We start from the raw sequence: 19,390 nt of genomic DNA on the forward strand, positions 1-19,390 counted from the left end.
GTTTCTGCTTACTTTATTGCATCCCGTTCAAAGGAATAATCCGGTTTGCCGGGAGTTTAGTGAGGTAAGTTTGAAGCAATGCCTGTGTCTCTACCACTCTTTTTACTGGCTTTAGAAAACGCATTACTTCACCAATTTCCTGACATTGGGCCGTTTGATCGATGTATCCGAACGCCGCCAAAAACCCGTCCTCCACAAGCAATACGGCTTCTTCCTCCCGGTTCCTTCCCTGATCTTTGATCAGAAATCGTTCTCCTTGTTGGCTTGAGGTGCCACTGCATAATAGGGCTGCTTTTTGATTGTAGGCTTCTGGCGATTCCTCCCCGCAGCAGGCACCGGCACATTTTCCCAACTGATAGTCATAGCAGGCTCCGGAGGTTTTCTGAATACCGGATAATTTGGGGCAAAGCACTAGTTCCTCCGTTTTGTCCGAAACGAGTTTCCAGGCCTCCGTGTGGCTGGTAAAGGTCATCAGCGGTTTTACTCCCGGAAAAATCTTACTCACCTGAAAACGCTGGTATCCTTGCTGGTCCTGGTAGGCAAATATCCCCCATGAAGTGGCTTTTACCTTCAGGGAGCGGTTGTATTTGGGCCAAAGTCGCTTTATTTCCATGGCTTCCAGCAGCAATGCCAGCAGCTCACTACCCGTCAGTTCGTAGCTGATATCGCAAATCTCGGATTTTAGGCTGATTTTCGATTTCCCCGAAAAATGGCTGTCAAATCTGCTTTTGATATTAACTGCCTTTCCTACGTATATTACCTTTCCATTCCTATCATGAAAATAATACACCCCTGTAGCGCAAGGAATTTGGCGGTACTGCTCGTGGCTAATGTTCGGCGGGAGTGTAAGTGCCTTTTCTTTCCCTTTTATTGACCTGGCAATCTCCCCGGTACGATCTTCCCGTAGCAGTTGCCCAAACAGCAAGGCCGTTGCCCAGGCATCTCCCAACGCACGATGCCTATCAGTCACCGTGATTCCCCGGGATTCGCACAGACGGCCCAAACTATAACTTCTCAAGCCGGGAAAAATTTTCCTACTCAGCCTTACCGTACACAAGCGCTTGGGCTTGTACGATTTCTTTTCCTCTTCAAATGCCTGTCTGACAAAGTTATAATCAAAACTTACATTATGGGCGACAAAAATTTTCCCCTCCAATAATGTCCACAACTCATCCGCTACCTGTGCAAAATCAGGGGCTTCTGACAGCATGTGGGCATCTATACCGGTAAGCCCCGTAATAAAAGAGGGAATACTTCTACGAGGATTGAGCAGCCGCTCGTAATGTCCGGTGATTTTTTCTCCGTCATGGAACACCACCGCAATCTCAATGATCCGGTTCTGAGCCGAGAATCCCCCGGTAGTTTCAATATCTACGATCGCATACATAAGTGAAATATAAAATAAAACCAATTGGCCGGAGAATCAAAAGGAATTGTTTTTATTTCTTTCTTGAATTCCAGTCTCCAATTGGTTAATATTAAGTTTTGGTGATGGGAAACTGCCATTGGAAGGCACCCGGGCATCAGGAAAATCAATCCAGCTTTAGAAATAAAACCCTATGAACGAACAAGCCGATACCTGGCAAATGGAACTGACTCAGCTTACCTGGGAGTTTGACAAACTAGTAAAAGCCTACGACCTTACTACCCTGAACCAAAAGCCCAATCCGGAAAAATGGAGCCCTATGGAAATCCTGCAGCATCTGCTGCGCGTAAATGAATCCTATTTCCCTGTCTTTGATCAAATTATTGACGGGCATTACAAAAGCCCGCTACTGGGAAAATTGCCATTTTACGGCCAGAAAATGGGTAAGCTCATCCTTTCTGCCAATAAAAAGCCTGTAAAAATCAAAACCTTTGCGCGCTGGGAACCAACGGCTGGCATACACAACCAGGACCTGTTAAACAGGTTTTTTGAAGTACAACACCAACTTTCGGGGTACATTCAAAAACTAGACCCCTATTTTAATCAGAAAATAATGATCGCCTCGCCCGCTAACAAATGGATTGTCTATCCACTGGATGCCACCATCGAAATCATGCTCACGCATGAGCAACGGCATCTTACTCAATTAAAGGCCCTGTTATTATCCGAATAAATGAAGACCGAAAAAGAAAAAATGCTGGCCGGCGAATTGTACCTGGCTTCGGACAGGGAGCTTTCCCAGGAAAGGTTGCATGCCCGCATGCTGCTAAAAAAACTCAACGACAGTGCCCCGGATGAGCTCCTACTGCGACACCAAATCATGGAACAACTATTCCGTGCCGTAGGCAAGGATTTTGGGATCGAACCCCCATTTTTCTGTGATTATGGCTACAATATACAGGTAGGAGATCAGGTATTTTTTAATTTCAATTGTACGCTATTGGATGTCTGTCCGATTACCATCGGAAACCGCTGCTTGTTTGGTCCAAATGTACAAATCTATGCTGCCACTCATCCCATAGAATCTTCTACCAGAGGTTCTTTGTTGGAGTTTGGCCAGCCAGTCCGTATCGGTGACGACGTGTGGGTTGGCGGTGGAGCTATTATTTGCCCGGGTGTGCATATTGGTTCCCGTAGCATCATCGCCGCAGGAGCGGTAGTGACCAAAGAGGTGCCTTCGGATGTGCTGGTGGGTGGCAATCCAGCCAGAATCATCAAAAACCTGGATCAGCCAGGCCAGCAGGCCTAAGCCTGCTGTTTTTTCTCATGATTTTCCCGGATGACTCTTCGGAGAATTTTACCCACATTGGACTTGGGTAGTTCCTTTACAAAATAGATCTCTTTAGGAACCTTGTAGCTGGTCAGGCTTTCACGGGAAAAAGTGATCAACTCTTCTTCGGTTAGCGATGGGTTGGTGCTCACCACGTAGGCAATCACCCTTTCGGTAGACTTTTCATCAGGAATACCGATGACACCCACCTCATCTACCTGCTCGTGACCGGCAAGGGCATCTTCTACTTCATTGGGGTACACGTTAAAGCCGGAAACCAGAATCATTTCCTTCTTCCGGTCTACGATCTTAAGAAACCCATCTTCATCCTGCATGGCGATGTCACCGGTTTTAAACCAATCTTCGTAGAAAGCCGTTTTCGTTTCCTCCGGTCGCTGCCAATATCCCGGCATTACCTGTGGTCCTTTGACACATAACTCGCCCCGCTCGCCGATGGGAAGCTCCTTGCCTTCGTCGTCTACAATTTTTACCTCGGTATTGGGTAGGGGCACCCCTATGGTTCCCAGCCTTTCGGTACCATCAATGGGATTGCAGGAGACCACGGGCGAGGTCTCGGTAAGTCCGTAACCTTCTGCCAATGGCGTTCCCGTGACTTTTTGCCAGCGCCTGGCCACGGATTGCTGTACGGCCATGCCGCCTCCTACGGCAATTTTTAGCGAACTAAAGTCCAGTGAACGAAAGGATTCTTGGTTTAACAAGCCGTTGAAAAGGGTATTGACGCCTGTAAAAACGCTAAAAGGGTGTTTTTTCAATTCCTTGCAAAAAGCGGGCATGTCCCTGGGATTGGTGATGAGTACGTTATGCGCCCCGATCTTCATCATGGCCAGGCAATTAACCGTCAGCGCAAAAATATGGTACAAGGGAAGGGCCGTTATGACCGTTTCTTCCCGTTCTTTCAGCTTTGGTTTCATCCAGGCGGAAATCTGCTGCATATTGGCCACAATGTTACGGTGGGTCAGCATCGCTCCTTTGGATACACCGGTAGTCCCTCCTGTGTATTGCAGGTAAGCCAAATCGGCTCCCTGCAAGGTTTGCTTCTCAAAAGCCGCCGGATTTCCTGCTGCCATTGCCTTCTTGAACGTCCAGGCTCCCGACAGGGAATAGGCCGGTACCATCTTTTTAATATATTTCACCACCAGGTTTACAATCATTCCCTTCAATCCTCCCAAAAGGTCCCCAATCTCGGTCACGACCACATGCTGCACACCCGATTCTTCCCTGATCTTTTCCAGATTGTGTGCAAAATTCGCCAAAATGACCACTACCTTAACACCTGAATCGGTGTATTGATGCTTCATTTCAGATGCGGTATACAGGGGGTTGGTATTTACCACCACCAACCCGGCCCTTAACGCTCCGAACATCACCACGGGATACTGTAGCAGGTTGGGCATTTGAATGCCAATGCGGTCACCCTTCTTCAACTCCAGCTTCTGCTGTAAAAAAGCAGCAAACTGCTTCGACAATTCATCCAATTCGTTGAAGGAAATGGTTTTTCCCATGCATTCATAGGCTATTGCGTCACCAAATTTATGAATGCTTTCTTCAAATAAATCGACAACGCTACCGAACTCTTCGGGATCAATGACGGTAGGCACTGCTTTTGGGTAAAATTTAAACCAGGGAGATTCCTGCATGGTTGGCTTTTTTTTGGTTAATGACTTGGGGTTTTTTACTAAGATATTCAATGTACTGCTTTTTTAAAATGATTTGGCTAATTTAATTCTCGAACCGACCCTATAAAATAAATGCTACCGTTCAGCGGATCCTTTGTTGGACCTTCTCCTAATTCTCCTTTCTTTTACAGTATCATAGATGTGATTTAAAAAAACACCGAGAGATGTATCGATTTTTGGCTGGAATAGTTACCGCATTGTTGCTTTACGGGGCGATTCAATTCATTATCCGTCAAAATAATGAACAGCAGGAAATCCAACAAAATACGGCCTTGCTCGAGCAACAAATCCAACAAGTGGGCAAGTTGTTGGTCACCGAGGGGCATTTCTCTCAGGTATTGAGTTATAAAAACACCCGGAAAAATTATTTTGATATTTTTTCAGCTAATAAAAAAGCCCTGGTCATTATCAATGCAAAAGTTACGGTTGCCTACGATCTGAGACAACTTAAAACCGAAATAGACCAGGAGGCAAAGCAGGTTCGTATCATTAGTATCCCGGAACCGGAAATTAATATTTACCCGGATTTACAATATTACGATGTCAGTCAAGATTACTTCAATAAATTCGACGCAGCGGATTACAATAAAATAAAAGGCAGCGTTTACCAGATTCTGGAGGAGAAAATCCAACAGTCAGATTTAAAGGCAGACGCCAGGGAACGCTTGCTCACCGAATTGTCCAAAATCTACCTGCTTACGGGTACGATGGGCTGGAGTTTGCATTTTGAGGAAACCAGCATCAATTCTCCCGAAGAGCTGAAGGGTTTGGCGTTTTGACCTTGTACCAGAATACGCTATAATTCCAATTTGTTTACGAAAGCAGGATTGCAAATCCTGTTTATCTATATTACACTCCGCTCCTCGGAATTTGTAATTCCGTGGTTCAGATAAGGGGGATTTGCAATCCCCGAAACCCTCTCTGGGTGTAGTTGGCTGTCTCTGGGTGAGATTGCATCTACATCCCAGCTATCCGATGCGTTAGGCAAACGATGCATTTGCAATGCCGGAAATCAAAGAAAATAGTTCTTTAAAACACACCCGGATTGCCATTACAAATGGCTTTTTGGCCGTTCTTATCTGTTTATGACACCGAAAATAGCTGGGTGAAGCGACATACTTCATCCAGTACTAGTAAGGTATTGGGTTTGGAAAACCAGGATTACGGAAATGTTAATTCGGTGCATTTGCGAAAAAATCCCCCTTCGCCCCCTTAAAAGGGGGAATTGTCCTTTTTCAGAATTGACAGTATGTTCCTGCTTCTGAGTTTAGCCATCCGTATTAAAGCGTAAATTTATTGCTCTCAGCCCATTACTCATCCATTCTCTTTACGGAAATACTCTCCCCCATGACGATACCTATCCCATTCGAGATATTGGAATACACCTGCACCGGCTGAGCAAAGGGATCCCCTTCATTCCACCATTGCAAGCCGTACGTGGAATGAAAGAGGTAATAGTTTCGGGTAACGGATTTCAAGGTAAATTTAATTTCACCCTCCATATCATCCGAAAAATAACTACCATTAAGAAACAGATCAATGACGGCTTCTCTTCCCTCAAAAAGTTTATCGTCAATCAGTAATTCCCCATCGGTATTGTAGTCCTTTTCGTAGGTTGGGTTTTTGGGCTCCAGGTAAAGTGGGTAGTTGTCTTCATAATACACCGTATTTCCATTCTCATCCGTATAGGTATACTGCCTGTAAAATTCTGCAGAAATCTCATAATAATTTTCTCCTTCCGGGTCATCAAAGATAAGCGTCACATCGTCATTGGAGGACCAGGCATCCACCTGCACCGTCCCCTGGTAAATCAAATCTTTTATGGGAACAGAAATGGGGATAATCTCTGACGCACGCACGGTTTCATATCCTTCCACATCTACTTCAACCGTATATTCATTTCCCTGGGTCAGCAGTCTGTTTAGATTTGTATATTCGCCTGTTTCTTCAACGAATGAAAGTGGGAGTGTCTCTCCTTCATGAATCAGCCTTACGGCTGCATCCTTGATGGGAACAAACTCCCAGTTATTATCCAGAATGTGCTTGCTGTAGCTAAGCCTTACGCTGGGAAAGGTATTGTGTCGGAGACTGGAGTTCAGGGTGATCTGCGGCTTTTCGAAAGGTATGTCGATATCCACGGTGGTCTCGCAGGCAAAAAGCAAAAACGCAAACCCAACGAGCTTTAGCGGGCCGGGAAAAATCGCAGTCAACAGTTTGTTCTTTTTCATCAAAATTAGAATTTAAACCCATAAGAAAAGGAGGGGATAATGGGGAAAAGGCTGTATTGCATTACCTTTCTGTTTCCCTGCCGGTCATTACCCAGATCCATAAAGAACGGATTCATCCGATTGTACACATTGTAAATTCCCAGTGTCCATTTCCGTTCGCCCCATTTTTTGGTTTTCCACCAGCTAAAGCTCAAATCCAGTCGATGGTAGTCCCTGTTTCTGAAATTATTTCGGCTTTCATAGTAATTTATATTCGGTCTGGAAAATCCCCCGTAACGGTTCACTTCCATTCCCTCATAGCGTTGCGTCGGTAAGGATACTGCATTTCCGGTTCCGTACACCCAGGCCAGAGAAAAATCCTTGTTGTCTTTCCATTCGTGGGTCAGTGCCAGACTGATATCATGCCTTCGGTCGTACTTATACGGAAACCAATCGCCAAAATTAATCTCATCAAATCTTCGTTCTGTATTGGATAAGGTATATCCCAACCAGCCGGAAATTTTTCCTACTTTTCGTTGCACCAGGAATTCGGCACCATAACTCTTTCCCTCCCCGACGGCCACTTTATCCTGCCAGTCCTCATCCAAATTGAGGTAAGTGGCTCCGTCTTTGTACTCAATCAGTCCATCCATGGTCTTGTAGTAGGCTTCCAGACTGATCTCAAAACCTTTGAAATTACGTACTCCTCCGAAAGCAACCTGCATGGCTTCCTGAGGTCCGATAGTTGGTGTCGCCGGTACCCAAAGGTCGGTGGGTAGCCCCAGTCCCGCATTGGTCAGGAGGTGAATAAACTGGGTCATGGTTACAAAGGAAGCCTTTAAAGAGGTGCTGGAATTGAGCAGGTACCGGGCGGCAATCCTCGGCTGTAGGCTATTGTAATCTTGATCTTCGGTAAGGAAACCCGAGTAATGCAGGCCCAGGTTGGCCTTCAGGCGGGAGCTGAGATTAATATCGTCCTCTACATACACGGCATACTCCATCGAATTCAATTCATCGGCCCCCAACCTCAAATCGTTTTCGGATTCGCTGCTTTTGCTCGCATATACTCCTGGAGAAAATTTATGAAAAATCACCTGCCCTCCAAACCGAAGGTAATGATCCGGATTGGGAATGAATTCAAAATCGGATTTGTAAGCCCAGTCTCTGATCCCAGAAAAGTATCGCTCCGAATAGACATTGGTTTCGTCCACTCCAAATCCTGATATTTTTTCTTCGTAATTGCTGAAAAGATCAAATTTATATCGGCTGTGGGTGAAGGTGTGGTTGCTAAATAAGCGATTGTTGATGACATTATTCCAACGAAGAGCTGTAATAAAATTACCCCATTTCAGGCCAAATTCTTCATCATAATCCGTCCGTTCGTTTTCATAAACATAGTAGTCGTTATACCTGGAGTAAGCTTTGTCATCGCCTGAGTAAACACTTAGATAAATCCGATTTTTATCGTTGATTTTATGGTTGATTTTGCCATTCAGATCGTAAAAGTAGTACCCTATATTTTCACTACCACCAGTAGATGCCTTGATAAGGGGCCTTGCCAATAGATCCAGGTACGTTCTCCGGGCGGAAAAAATAAAAGAGGTCTGATCTTTCTTAATGGGCCCTTCTACGGTCACTTTAGATGCTATTAAGCCAATCGAGCCTTCCCCCTTTATCTCCTGCATGTTGCCCTCTTTCATGCTGATATCAATTACCGAAGACAATCGCCCCCCGTACCGGGAGGGAAAACCTCCCTTGATCAGCTCAACGTTATTGATGGCATCCGCATTGAAAATGGAAAAGAACCCGAATAGATGGGAGGCATTGTAAACCGGCACCCCATCTAGCAAAATCAGGTTTTGGTCAGGACCTCCTCCCCTAACATATAAGCCGCTTCCTCCCTCGGTACCCGATTGCACGCCCGGAAGCAATTGTAGTACCTTAAACACGTCCACCTCTCCCATCAAAGCCGGCAATTCTTTGATTTGTTTGAGGGGAACGTTAATCGAACTCATCCGGCTGACCTCCTGGATCTTGTCCATATCGCTGGCCGATACCACCACCTCTTCCAGGTTGCCATCCGGGACCAGCTCCACATTTATGACCGTGTCTCCCTGTACGTTCAACTGAAGCCGTTTGGTCTGAAACCCTACAAAACTAACATAGAGATCCAGGCTGTCGCTGCTACTGGAATAACTGTAAAATCCAAACTGATTGGCCACTGCTCCCTTTTCGGCAACCCTATCAAAAACATTGGCTCCTATCAGATGCTCGCCCGTTCCTGCCTCTGTAATCGTCCCACTTACAACTACTTTCTGAGCATAACCGCTTAAACTGAATAAAAGTAAAAAACAACTAAAAATTTGATTTTTCATTTTGCAAATGCCTTATAGGGAAGCCAATCGATTTATATAAAATTTTGCAAATATATTTGAAATTTTGAATCAAATGAAAACAATAGGTATAATTAACGGAAAATTAATTACTATTTATAAACATCTGAATTCCAATAACATGGACCTAACGGTGTTCTGATAAACGGAAAAACAAATGCCCTCTTTTTCCTTTCCAGCGCTACTAATACCCTAATACGAGACGTTTAAAACCTACGAAATGCTACAGGGTTTTTCAAAAAAAAATGTTGGGGCTCTCTAACCGGGATTTCGTAGTAGCTTTTCTTGAAACAACCCGCTTACCTCAACCTTTTTCTCAAGATAAATACCGCCCCAAAACCAATACCTGCCAACCCCATCAACAAAACGCCACTAAGTGAATCTCCAAACAAAAAATGTCCTGTGCCAAACAAAAAAGCATAAACGGCGGTGACTCCGGCTGCAAAAGCAAGCAGGGAAGCCTGAAAATCAAAGACCAGAGAACTTGCAATCGGCTGTCCATTATCACGCAAACGCTTATGAATTCGTCGCCAACCAGGACCTGGAGCCTTTGTTTTTCGAACGAATGCCATTAATACCTTTCCATCCGTATCCGGTGTCCAATAGGCTGCGGCCATCCAACTCAGGGTAGTGATCACAATGCCGATAAGCAACTCGGCAGCCGTTGTCAGGGGCTCAAAAAGGGCTGGATGTAAAAAAGCAAAATACAAGGCCATCAAAAAGGAAACGGCCATGGCCACCATTTCACTTATGGCATTGATACGCCACCAATACCACCTCAATATGTAAATCAGCCCCGTTCCGGCTCCAATCTGCAGTAAAATGGCAAAGGTCTGTAGGGCATTTTCCAGTTGCAAGGCTACGTAACCACCGATCACCATGATGAGCAGGGTGGTGAGCCGGCCCATCCCTATCAGGTGCCTTTGAGAAGCATCGGGCCGAATAAACCTTCGGTAAAAATCATTTACGACGTAGGAAGACCCCAGGTTCAGCATGGTGGACAAGGTAGACATATAGGCTGCCACCAGGGAAGTAACCACCAGCCCCATGATACCGACGGGCATAAAGGAAAGCATGGCCGGATAAGCCATATCATCCTGAACGATGGAGGCATCTGCTTCCGGAAACGCCTGCCTCAGGGCATCCAGATCTGGAAAGACAATGATGCTGCACAGGGCCACAATGATCCAGGGCCAGGGCCGGATCGCATAATGTACGATTGTAAATAGCAACACGGAAGAAAGGGCATGGTTTTCATCCTTGGCAGCTAGCATGCGCTGCACGATAAACCCTCCGCCACCCGGCTCCGATCCCGGGTACCAGACCGACCACCACTGTATAAAAACGGGAATCAGGAAAACGATTAAAAACAACTCCCAGTTATTAATGTCAGGGATAAAATCTAGTTTTATGCTTACTTCAGGGTGCTGGAGTAGTTCATCCAGTCCACCAACGGCCGGATGATGGACCGAAACCCAAGCCGCAGCTATGGCACCAGCCAGGGAAATCCCAAACTGCATAAAATCGGTAAACACTACGCCTCGCAATCCTCCCAGGCTACTGTACAGTACCGTCACGAATCCCGAGATGAGCAACACAGGCAAGGGACTAAGCCCCAATAATACACCGCCGATCTTAATGGCTGCCAGGGATACGCCGGAGATAATGACCACATTAAAGAAAATCCCCAGGTAAATGGCTCGAAATCCCCGAAGAAAAGAGGCGGGTTTGCCGCTGTACCGCAGTTCATAAAACTCAATATCCGTCAACACTCCGGACCGTTTCCAAAGCCGGGCGAAAAAAAAGACGGTAAGCATTCCGGTCAACAAAAAACTCCACCATACCCAATTTCCGGAAATGCCATTTTTCCGGACAATATCCGTCACCAGATTGGGCGTATCCGTTGAGAAAGTAGTGGCAACCATCGAAATACCCAGTACCCACCAGGGGAGATTACCACCGGCTTTGAAAAATTCCTGTATGTTTTGAGCCGATTTTTTGGAGCTGTAAATGCCAATCCCAAGGGATAACGCGAAAAACGAAACGAGTATCAGCCAGTCTATTCCCTGTAATAACATGGCCGGAATATAAGGCATAAACCTTAAAAAAGTAGCAACGATGCCCTAAAACAAGAGCATTTTTATAGGTATCAATGCTGAATGATAGCCAATCCATGGTGACAACGGATACGCGCTGGTGCCGATCAGAGTTGGGAGGAATTTTATAAGGTAAATACCAAAAAACGAGGTGGTACAAGTTGAGTATGTTCGAAAAAACCTACCCCTTTAACGTAATAGTGAATCGGGTTCCCTGACATGGCTTGCTCTCGATTTCTATTTTCCCTCCCAATGCGGTGACGTGGTTGTGTACCAGGTACAATCCAATGCCTTTACTATCCGTATTGGAATGAAACGTTTCTCTAAAACCAAACACCTTGTCCCCAACTTTCTCCATATCAAATCCGATTCCATTATCTTCAAAAACAAGCTGTGTAGAACCATTCCTAATCTTTGTGGAAACCGAGATAATCGCAGGGCTGCCTGGCATGGCATATTTAATAGAGTTTGTAAACATATTTAAAAAAATACTTTCCAGGTAAGCTTCGTTATAGTGTATCTCCTTACAGTCTGAAAAATCAACTTGCACCAGGGTATTAGACGTTTCTATCAAGGATCTAATTGAATTGACCACCTTTTTCAGGATCCTCTCCAGATCCAGGGGCTCCACCTCCACAGTCAATACATCTTTTTTGCTTAGATTATCTACGTACCCGTCTAGTGTGCTCTTCAATCTCTCTGTAGAAAGTTGCATCAGCTCAATAAATTCCAATATTTCTGATTTCTCCATATTGGAGGCATTAAAAATGCTAAATAAAGAAAGCAGGTTATTGACCGGTGACCGTAAATCATGGGAGGTCGTGAAAGTAAGCTCTTTTAATTTTTCATTGGACTGCGTCAGTTTGGTGATCAGCGCATTTCTGTCCGCTTCCAGTTTCTTTTTATGCGTAATGTTTTTGGCTACCGCGTAGATAAGCCCTTCTTCCTTTGCCGGTACAGAGGTCCAGGAAAGCCAAATGATGTCGCCGGAATGGGTAATATACCTGTTTTCAAAATTAAGCAGGGGAATTCCATCTGATATGATATAATTCCGGGTTTCCACCGTAGCCTCCAGGTCCTCCTGATGTACAAAGGAATTGATAGGCCTTCCATATAAAATTTCATCCGGATACCCCAGCACTTTTTTTAAGGCCGGATTAATACGCTTAAAATACCCATCAAAGCCTGCCACACTAAACAAATCCAGGGACAAGTCAAAAAACAACTCCATTTTAAACGAAGTCGTTTCATAGAAATTCTGTTTTTTTGAGTAACAATCCATAGCTGATTAAAAATTGAACCGTAAAAGTATCATGTGAAATAAATGTTTTGACAATTTTTGTTTCAAATACATGCTGTTTCCAGTAATAAAAATATCAAATAATTTAATTAATCTCTTACAATACGCATTAAATTTTATGAAAGGCTATTCCAATGTATCAACTTTTGTAAAAAAATAATCGATTAAGCTAATTCTTTTGTGATAAAATTCAAATTTTTTAGTTTAAAAAGATTTTTTAGACCTATTAACACCTAACTAAAAACCGTTGATTTAAGCGGGCCCCATATTAAAATTAAAATCCATTTGTTTTCATTTACCCGCTCCGGGCTTTTTTTCCTTTACTATTCTCAAATAAATCCGTTCTTATGGGCTATATCGTTTTTTAGATAAAACAATTACTTGTGTGTATCTATGACCCTACCACAGTTGATCTGGGTTTGATCCAGTGCCATTCCGATAAACATGGGGTAACTCCAGCTTTTGTAGCGGCCCCAAATTTCCCCGGAATACCTCGGGAAAATTTCCTCTTGAATCACTTCCAGCAAGGGTTGGGCTTTATCACCCAATTGTCGCACACTAATCGCCGCCTGTAATACCTGCACGGCATCATCCAGTTTGAGCATTCGTTCCAATACCTCAAATGCCTGAGGATCATTCATTCTCTTTGCCGCAATTTCTGCCGCTTTGATGGCTACCGCCGGTGCCTCATCCTGCATCAATTGGCTCAAATGAGGCAAAACCATACCGATTTCTCCGGAATAGGCATCCAATGCCACCAATGCCCAAAATCGAGCAGAAGACTCCTCCGATTCAAAAAAAGGAATCAACGTCTCCGGTTCCTCCACCTCTCCCGTCATTCGGGCCACCTCCAATAGCTCACGGAAGGTCTCCGGAGTGTAGCCCTGTGCGATTTCGTAAACACTTTTGCCTGCCGTTTTTGCCTGCTCCATCATGATTCCCTCCGTAACCAAACCGGTATCCCGGTGCCGGATCATCCATTCGTCCAACTCTTGCCGCAAGCCGGAGATCCGTTCTGCCAGTTCCGATTGGTCAATCAGGTTATGTTGTTCCAAAGGATCGTTTTCTAAATCGTATACGACTTCAACTGGCTTGGGAGCAAACAGTTGTAAGACAGATTCCGACAGTTGCCCCCTATCCCGCAAGCGATTGATTTCCGCATAACTTCCACCTTTGTTGAAAATCAAAGCGTTCTGGTAGTAAGGCAATTGGGGCATAAAATGCCGGACGTATAAATACCTCCCGTCATATACGGATCGGGATACTTCGTAACAATCATCTGCCCGGTCCCGGTATCCAAACACAAACTCCTTTTCTTCCGCTGCTTCTCCCAAAAAATTCTTTCCCTCCATCATCTCCGGAACCTCAGCACCCGCCAACCGAATCACGGTGGGGGCAAAATCTACAAATCCTACCTTTCTGTCGGTTACGGAGGCTTGAATGTTGCTTGCCAAATGGCTGTATTTGTCCGGGACGTGCAGAATAAAAGGGATTTGCAATCCGGCATTGTCCAGCCAGCGTTTATGGCCAGGTAAGCCGTGACCGTGATCCGAAAAAACGAACACAATGGTTTCATCCAGCAAGCCATCGGCTTCCAACTGTCCGAGCAGTTTGCCCACTTCCTGATCAAAAACCGCCAGCAGGTCGTACATATGTGCCCATATCTCTCTCATTTTGGGACTGTCCGGAAGGTGAGGTGGTAAAACCGCCTGATCGGGATCACTGTATACCTCCAGCGACTCGGTATCGCATTCCCGTAGGGCATTGGTTGGACCTTCATGGGTCATCATGAAATTAAATACACTGAAAAAAGGTTGCCCATCTGCCCGGTTTCGCCAATGTGCTTCCCTGCTGCTTTCATCCCAGCGTCCCTGGTGATCAAAGTTGTAATCGGTTTTGACATTATTGCTGGTGTAATAGCCCGCTTCCTTTAATACCTCGGGTAAAATTTTCAAGTTTTCCGGAACCGGTATTTCCGAGCGAAGGTGTTGGGTTCCCAGGGAACTGGCATACATTCCCGTAATTAAAGTAGACCGGGCTGGCGCACAAATGGGAGCATTGGAAAATGCCTGGGTAAAGCGAATACTTGTTTTAGCCAGGCTGTCGATATAGGGGGTTCGGGCGTAGGCATCTCCGTAACATCCGTAGATGGGACTCAGGTCTTCATGGGAAATCCATAAGATATTGGGCTGTTCAGGTAATTCTTCGTTCGCTCCACATGCCATTAATCCCAGTAATATCAGGAGCACAACGCAAATGAGTGTTTCCAGGTGAATTATTTTCATGGATTTGGGTTTATAATGATGCGTTTGTAGCCGCTCAGGGCAGGCTGCCCCTGGTCGATTACTTCCAGGATCAAATGGATCGCCTTTCCGGGAGCAACTACCGGCATTTCGAAGGATATTTTGCGCTTATTTTCAGCGTATTGAAACGGAAGCGGTTGTGTTGGACGGTATATTTCTTCGTAAACCCACCAATGAAAATCCAGCTCCTGTCCATCCGGGTCGCTACTTTTACTGGCGTCCAGATACACTCGCTCTCCTGGTTTAGCAGAAATAGATAGTGGTGTCATGGCCATATCGCCATTTACTACGGCTACCGGATTATGGTTGGCCTGCTCAAATGGGAGCTGCGCCCATTGCACACGGGCCATAAAATCGGATTGGAATGCCGTGCGCCAACGCGCTACGGAATGTCTTTCGTTAAGGGTTCCCTCCAGGTAATCCGGAGCGTCTATATACAATTTCCCTTTAAGCAGGCGATACCTGCCACCCCAACCTCCCCAATCCGGACGCTCGGGCACATTAAGCCCATTGCCAATCAAGCCCAAAAAAGAAGGGCTGTCCCCTTCCTTCATTCCATTCGTGCCATGCCCATGCAGTTGGTAGCGTTCGCTGAGCGGACCGTTTCCGTGAATGTTTGCCCTGATCCAGGCCGCATCCTGCATTTGCTGATTGCCAGTCATGTACATACCTCTAAAGGCCGACAATTCACGCACACCTGTGAATCCATACCAGGCGTAGCCATTTGCAATAAAGGTTAGCTCCTTGAATTCGCTAAGCAGGTACTCCCGGTGTCCGTCCTGATCTCCAATGGCATGAACCTGGATGTTGCGGCAAAAAGCGGCTACTTCCTCCGGAGATCTGTTTTGGCTAACCTTCCACAAGGCCTGCGCCAGTTCTCGCAAACCTCCCCAAACAGGAATATGAACCAAGGTTTCCGACGCATCTACCACTTGGATAATGGCCTCTGAAGCTTCGGTGTCAAAACCTTCCCCGATCTCTTCGGAATTTCCTTGCCCCTCCCTGACCAAAGAAAGAAGGACCTCCGGTTTCGGAAAATCTTCCGAATGCAGGCTAAGATTGGGGTACACTTCCCGGTAGGCCTGCAAATGTCCCTTGATGATTTCCGGACGAATGTCCTGTCCATGCCCCAACCTGCTGGTAGCGCACAAGGCCTTGATATCGAAATGGTCCGCATAGTATAAAAAGCGCGTCAGACTTTGCTCGTCATCCGTATCCCCTCCAATATCGGTCAGTAAAATTACTTTTGGTTTTTGGCGTGTAAATCCATTGCTGATTAAAAGGCAATTGATCAGCAACCCAAAAAACAGGTATACGATTACTTTCATACTCAATTTCCTTATTAAAAGGGCAACAGCACATTACCTAATAAGCAGCGCAAAGTAAATCTGTCGCCGAAATCACTTTAGCTCCAGGGCTTCTGTGTTGACAAATTCTTCGCCACGAATGGAGACGAATTCCTCCAGCATGGCTTTTACCTTTTCGGGATGCTGGTCGGCCAGATTTTGTTGTTGTCCCCTATCCTGACTCAAATCGTACAGTTGGAAATCCGAATCGTTGCCCAATTCTATATTTACATGAGTGTTAACCGCCGGACCCTTATAGGGTGGGATGAGCACCCAATCTCCCTGCCGGAAGGCTGTCCGGGTAGTGGCCTCCAAAACCAGGGATTCCCTGCCCTGATCAGCTTGACCCAAAAAGGTATCCATAAAATTTTGCCCATCAGCACTTTGTTCACTGCTACCTGTCAATGCAGCCAGGGAGTTCAGCATATCGATTTGGCTGATCAAGGCATCCGACTGTCCGGGTTCGATGGTACCCTTCCAATAGGTGATGAAAGGCAAGCGGGTGCCGGCTTCAAACAAACTGTATTTCCCTCCTCTGAATGGTCCCCATGGGGTATGATCCCCTAGTTTTTCCACCGCCTCGTCGTAATAGCCATCGTTCAAAACGGGACCGTTGTCACTGCTGAAAATGACCAGGGTATTTTCCAGCAGCCCTTCTGCTTCCAGGGTTTCCATAAACTGCCCGATGCACCAATCGGCCTCCAGTATCACGTCTCCCCGGGGCCCCATTCCAGATGTTCCAGCAAAACGGGGGTGCGGCGTACGGGGCACATGGGGCTGTTGAAAGGCATAATAGAGGAAAAAAGGGTCCTCCCTTTCTTGCTTAACATATTCCTGTGCTTTTTCCAGGAAATGATCCGCCATGTCTTCGTCCACCCATTTGGCCTTTTCTCCGCCTTTCATGAACCCGATGCGGGGAATGCCGTTGACAATGCTATTATTATGGCCGTGGTGCCAATTCATAGTCAGTAGCTCGGGGTTATCCTTTCCAGTGGGTTCCCCGTCAAAATTTTCCTGGTAGCTGATTTCAATGGGATCTTCCGGATCCAGGCCTTGCACCAGGCCGTCTTCCAGGTAAACGGTGGGTACGCGGTCCTGGGTGGCCGCCATGATGTAGGAATAATCAAAACCCACTTCATTCGGTCCTGGGCTTACCTGTTCGTTCCAGTTTACATCTCCTGCGCCTAGTCCCAGGTGCCATTTACCCACGACAGCCGTGGTATAGCCCTGCTTTTTTAGCATTTTAGGAATGGTCAGCTGTTCCGTACCAATCAGCAAAGGAGCCGTTCCGGGCAAAATCTTGGCATCCTTATTTCGCCAGGGATAGGTGCCGGTAAGCAAGGCGTAGCGACTGGGAGTACAGGTGGCGGAGGCCGCATAGGCTTTTGTAAACTTCATTCCCTGATTTGCCAGGAAATCCATATTAGGCGTTTCCAGGGTACCCGCTTCATAGGCACTCATGTCACCATACCCCAAATCATCCATGTAAATGATGACGATGTTAGGCTTTTTGGCGAGGTTGGTTTCCTCCTTTTTTTCGGTCTGGCAACCAAAAAAAGGCACAAGCAAAAAACTAACAAGTAGAGAGAGCACGAGATGAAGGCGGGTCATAGATGGGGTGTCTTTAAAATACAAATGAGTTTGAAGTCAAGATAAAAAAAAATATTAATTTCATTGCGATTGCCTTTTCATTTTCCATTTTTAATAATTAAAAAAGGGCACCCGGTGGGTGCCCTCTTAACTTCTTATTAAAACCGATTTCCTAATTAATTATCCCAAAACAAGGTTCTGGAAAGGTTGTCCTCAGGAGCTACCTGCTGGTAATTCTCCGTGTTGTAAGTTTGCTCGGAACCAGGGTATATCCACCTGTTGGGAGGAAGACTTTGCTGATTGGACTGGTCTTCCCAGAACACCAAATCCGGCATTTCGATTCGTCTCAACTCGGCCCAGTTTTCGTTGGGTTGCACCACGTTGAAATGAAGCCATTTTTGTTCGGCGATAAGCCTCATCTTCTCCATATCTCCGGCAGCCGCATCCCAACTGATATCCGCATCGGCCAAATAGGTATCGATGCCAGCTTCTGTGATGGGAATTGGCTCGGGAGAAATCAAGTTATTACTCATGCCTCGAAGCATTTCGTAATAATGAATGGATTCCCGGACCCCCATTTCATAATGTTCTTTCGCCTGCGCATCTTGTCCCTCTTTCAGGTAGTATTCGGCAGCCATAAAGTGAATCTGGCTGGCGTTTATTAACATACCCGGGAAATACTGGTTTCGGCTTAGAGTGGTACGGTTGTAGATGGCCATGGTATTTGAGCCGATCAACTCGTTCTGTTCTGCACCACTAAGCAATGGATCCAGCGTCAGAAACTCTCCTTCGGCATCTTCACCCGGCTCAAACACATAGGTAAGCCGTGGATCATCGTTATTTAACATGTGATCCAGCACTGCTTTACCAGCCACATTCCCATCCCAATCTTCCAAACCACTTTGAAAACCAGTTGCACCTATGAGGGTTCCCAATTCATGAATACGAAAGGTGATGTTCTCATCGTTGGAAGTTACGATGGGATAATTGACAGGATTAGACAAAATCGCATTGATTTCGGATGCCGCACGATCAGAGAAGGTGGGTGTATCACTAACCCTGGTCAGCATTCGAATCCGTAGCGAATTAATGTATTTTAACCACATGTCAATATCACCGCGGTTTATCAAATCCTGAGATTCAAATCCTGTTAATATACCCGGATTGATTTCCATGGTTCTCAACTCGTCCGCAAATCCAGCCAGATCGTCCAACATTTTAGTATAAATGGCTTCGGGCTCGTCGTAAGTAGGATAGGATTCAGAATAATCGCCACCATTGGTACTGAGCATCCCTGCATCCGAAAAGGGGATGGCCCCATGCAGGTCCACGACTTTCTGAGTATGATCGTATAGATAAGCAGCTGCCGTAATCATAAAGACCCGGTTATCCTGCTTGTTCTGATCACTCAAGCCAGCATACACTTTCTCTAATTCCCGGTACTGCGCCAAAAACTGGTAGTAATTATTCCAGCGATCATTGATGGCGGCCGATCCGGGAACATACTGGTTCTCCTCATTGACCCAGCCAATGGCCTGGGTGTAGCGGTTAAGCGTAATCCTCAAAACCACAAAATAATTCCAATAACTGGGAAGTACATATTCCCGGTTGGCAATCATAAAACCGGTAAATTGCTTCTCAACGGAGGTTTCCGAAACCTTGGAAGGATCGGTGTAATTCTCCTCAAACTCGGAGTATTTACAACCTGCCAGGCTGGTAAGTGCTACCAAGGTCAGTAATACTATTTTATTTTTCATGATGC

General features: G+C 45.8%; 13 protein-coding genes. 3 read left to right on the forward strand and 10 right to left on the reverse strand.

All coding sequences use genetic code 11. The features are described from left to right. Positions 1–13: 13 nt before the first annotated feature. Complete coding sequence (locus GJQ68_RS02950) at positions 14–1,387, reverse strand: exonuclease domain-containing protein (protein ID WP_162415830.1); 1,374 nt, start codon at positions 1,385–1,387, stop codon at positions 14–16. A gap of 172 nt (positions 1,388–1,559) precedes the next feature. Between GJQ68_RS02950 and GJQ68_RS02955 the strand changes: the two genes are divergently transcribed. Together GJQ68_RS02955 and GJQ68_RS02960 are read left to right on the forward strand one after the other, a co-directional pair. Continuing rightward, positions 1,560–2,099 carry a DinB family protein gene (locus GJQ68_RS02955; protein ID WP_162415831.1) on the forward strand — a complete coding sequence of 180 codons (540 nt, stop codon included), beginning with the start codon at positions 1,560–1,562 and terminating at the stop codon, positions 2,097–2,099. Beyond that, entirely contained in the window at positions 2,100–2,675 is a 576-nt protein-coding gene (locus tag GJQ68_RS02960; RefSeq protein ID WP_162415832.1) for a sugar O-acetyltransferase, read from the forward strand. On the opposite strand, the gene GJQ68_RS02965 is transcribed toward GJQ68_RS02960, so the two are convergent. Beyond that, positions 2,672–4,354: an AMP-binding protein gene (locus GJQ68_RS02965; protein WP_162416192.1), complete on the reverse strand. Its 1,683-nt coding sequence runs from the start codon at positions 4,352–4,354 to the stop codon at positions 2,672–2,674. The genes GJQ68_RS02960 and GJQ68_RS02965 overlap by 4 nt on opposite strands. A 203-nt stretch (positions 4,355–4,557) precedes the next feature. Between GJQ68_RS02965 and GJQ68_RS02970 the strand changes: the two genes are divergently transcribed. After that, positions 4,558–5,172 (forward strand): DUF4230 domain-containing protein, encoded by a 615-nt coding sequence (locus GJQ68_RS02970; protein ID WP_162415833.1) that lies wholly within the window; start codon positions 4,558–4,560, stop codon positions 5,170–5,172. A gap of 531 nt (positions 5,173–5,703) precedes the next feature. On the opposite strand, the gene GJQ68_RS02975 is transcribed toward GJQ68_RS02970, so the two are convergent. The 8 genes from GJQ68_RS02975 to GJQ68_RS03010 form a co-directional block, all read right to left on the reverse strand. Beyond that, on the reverse strand, positions 5,704–6,621 hold the full coding sequence (locus tag GJQ68_RS02975; RefSeq protein WP_162415834.1) for a DUF4249 domain-containing protein: 918 nt from the start codon (positions 6,619–6,621) through the stop codon (positions 5,704–5,706). A gap of 5 nt (positions 6,622–6,626) precedes the next feature. After that, complete coding sequence (locus tag GJQ68_RS02980) at positions 6,627–8,975, reverse strand: TonB-dependent receptor (protein WP_162415835.1); 2,349 nt, start codon at positions 8,973–8,975, stop codon at positions 6,627–6,629. Between the two features lie 317 nt (positions 8,976–9,292). Beyond that, positions 9,293–11,071 carry a sodium:solute symporter family protein gene (locus GJQ68_RS02985; protein ID WP_162416193.1) on the reverse strand — a complete coding sequence of 593 codons (1,779 nt, stop codon included), beginning with the start codon at positions 11,069–11,071 and terminating at the stop codon, positions 9,293–9,295. A gap of 199 nt (positions 11,072–11,270) precedes the next feature. Then, entirely contained in the window at positions 11,271–12,371 is a 1,101-nt protein-coding gene (locus GJQ68_RS02990) for a PAS domain-containing sensor histidine kinase (protein ID WP_162415836.1), read from the reverse strand. Between the two features lie 395 nt (positions 12,372–12,766). Beyond that, on the reverse strand, positions 12,767–14,674 hold the full coding sequence (locus tag GJQ68_RS02995) for a sulfatase family protein (RefSeq protein ID WP_162415837.1): 1,908 nt from the start codon (positions 14,672–14,674) through the stop codon (positions 12,767–12,769). Continuing rightward, complete coding sequence (locus GJQ68_RS03000) at positions 14,671–16,020, reverse strand: nucleoside hydrolase-like domain-containing protein (protein ID WP_162415838.1); 1,350 nt, start codon at positions 16,018–16,020, stop codon at positions 14,671–14,673. Before GJQ68_RS03000 ends, GJQ68_RS02995 begins: the two co-directional genes overlap by 4 nt. A gap of 72 nt (positions 16,021–16,092) precedes the next feature. Continuing rightward, a complete protein-coding gene (locus GJQ68_RS03005; protein WP_162415839.1) occupies positions 16,093–17,649 on the reverse strand; it encodes a sulfatase family protein in 1,557 nt (518 codons plus the stop codon). Positions 17,650–17,804: 155 nt separating this feature from the next. Beyond that, complete coding sequence (locus tag GJQ68_RS03010) at positions 17,805–19,385, reverse strand: SusD/RagB family nutrient-binding outer membrane lipoprotein (protein WP_162415840.1); 1,581 nt, start codon at positions 19,383–19,385, stop codon at positions 17,805–17,807. Between the last annotated feature and the right edge of the window lie 5 nt (positions 19,386–19,390).

The sequence above is a fragment of the Cyclobacterium roseum genome, from assembly GCF_010119225.1.
GTDB lineage: Bacteria > Bacteroidota > Bacteroidia > Cytophagales > Cyclobacteriaceae > Cyclobacterium > Cyclobacterium roseum.

Bases quoted from the DNA above. Each gene is read 5' to 3' on its own strand.
- GJQ68_RS02980 (WP_162415835.1), bottom strand. From the start codon at position 8,975: ATGAAAAATCAAATTTTTAGTTGTTTTTTACTTTTATTCAGTTTAAGC.
- GJQ68_RS02975 (WP_162415834.1), bottom strand. From the start codon at position 6,621: ATGAAAAAGAACAAACTGTTGACTGCGATTTTTCCCGGCCCGCTAAAG.
- GJQ68_RS03010 (WP_162415840.1), bottom strand. From the start codon at position 19,385: ATGAAAAATAAAATAGTATTACTGACCTTGGTAGCACTTACCAGCCTG.
- GJQ68_RS02985 (WP_162416193.1), bottom strand. From the start codon at position 11,071: ATGTTATTACAGGGAATAGACTGGCTGATACTCGTTTCGTTTTTCGCG.
- GJQ68_RS02955 (WP_162415831.1), top strand. From the start codon at position 1,560: ATGAACGAACAAGCCGATACCTGGCAAATGGAACTGACTCAGCTTACC.
- GJQ68_RS02970 (WP_162415833.1), top strand. From the start codon at position 4,558: ATGTATCGATTTTTGGCTGGAATAGTTACCGCATTGTTGCTTTACGGG.
- GJQ68_RS03005 (WP_162415839.1), bottom strand. From the start codon at position 17,649: ATGACCCGCCTTCATCTCGTGCTCTCTCTACTTGTTAGTTTTTTGCTT.
- GJQ68_RS02995 (WP_162415837.1), bottom strand. From the start codon at position 14,674: ATGAAAATAATTCACCTGGAAACACTCATTTGCGTTGTGCTCCTGATA.
- GJQ68_RS02960 (WP_162415832.1), top strand. From the start codon at position 2,100: ATGAAGACCGAAAAAGAAAAAATGCTGGCCGGCGAATTGTACCTGGCT.
- GJQ68_RS03000 (WP_162415838.1), bottom strand. From the start codon at position 16,020: ATGAAAGTAATCGTATACCTGTTTTTTGGGTTGCTGATCAATTGCCTT.
- GJQ68_RS02990 (WP_162415836.1), bottom strand. From the start codon at position 12,371: ATGGATTGTTACTCAAAAAAACAGAATTTCTATGAAACGACTTCGTTT.
- GJQ68_RS02950 (WP_162415830.1), bottom strand. From the start codon at position 1,387: ATGTATGCGATCGTAGATATTGAAACTACCGGGGGATTCTCGGCTCAG.
- GJQ68_RS02965 (WP_162416192.1), bottom strand. From the start codon at position 4,354: ATGCAGGAATCTCCCTGGTTTAAATTTTACCCAAAAGCAGTGCCTACC.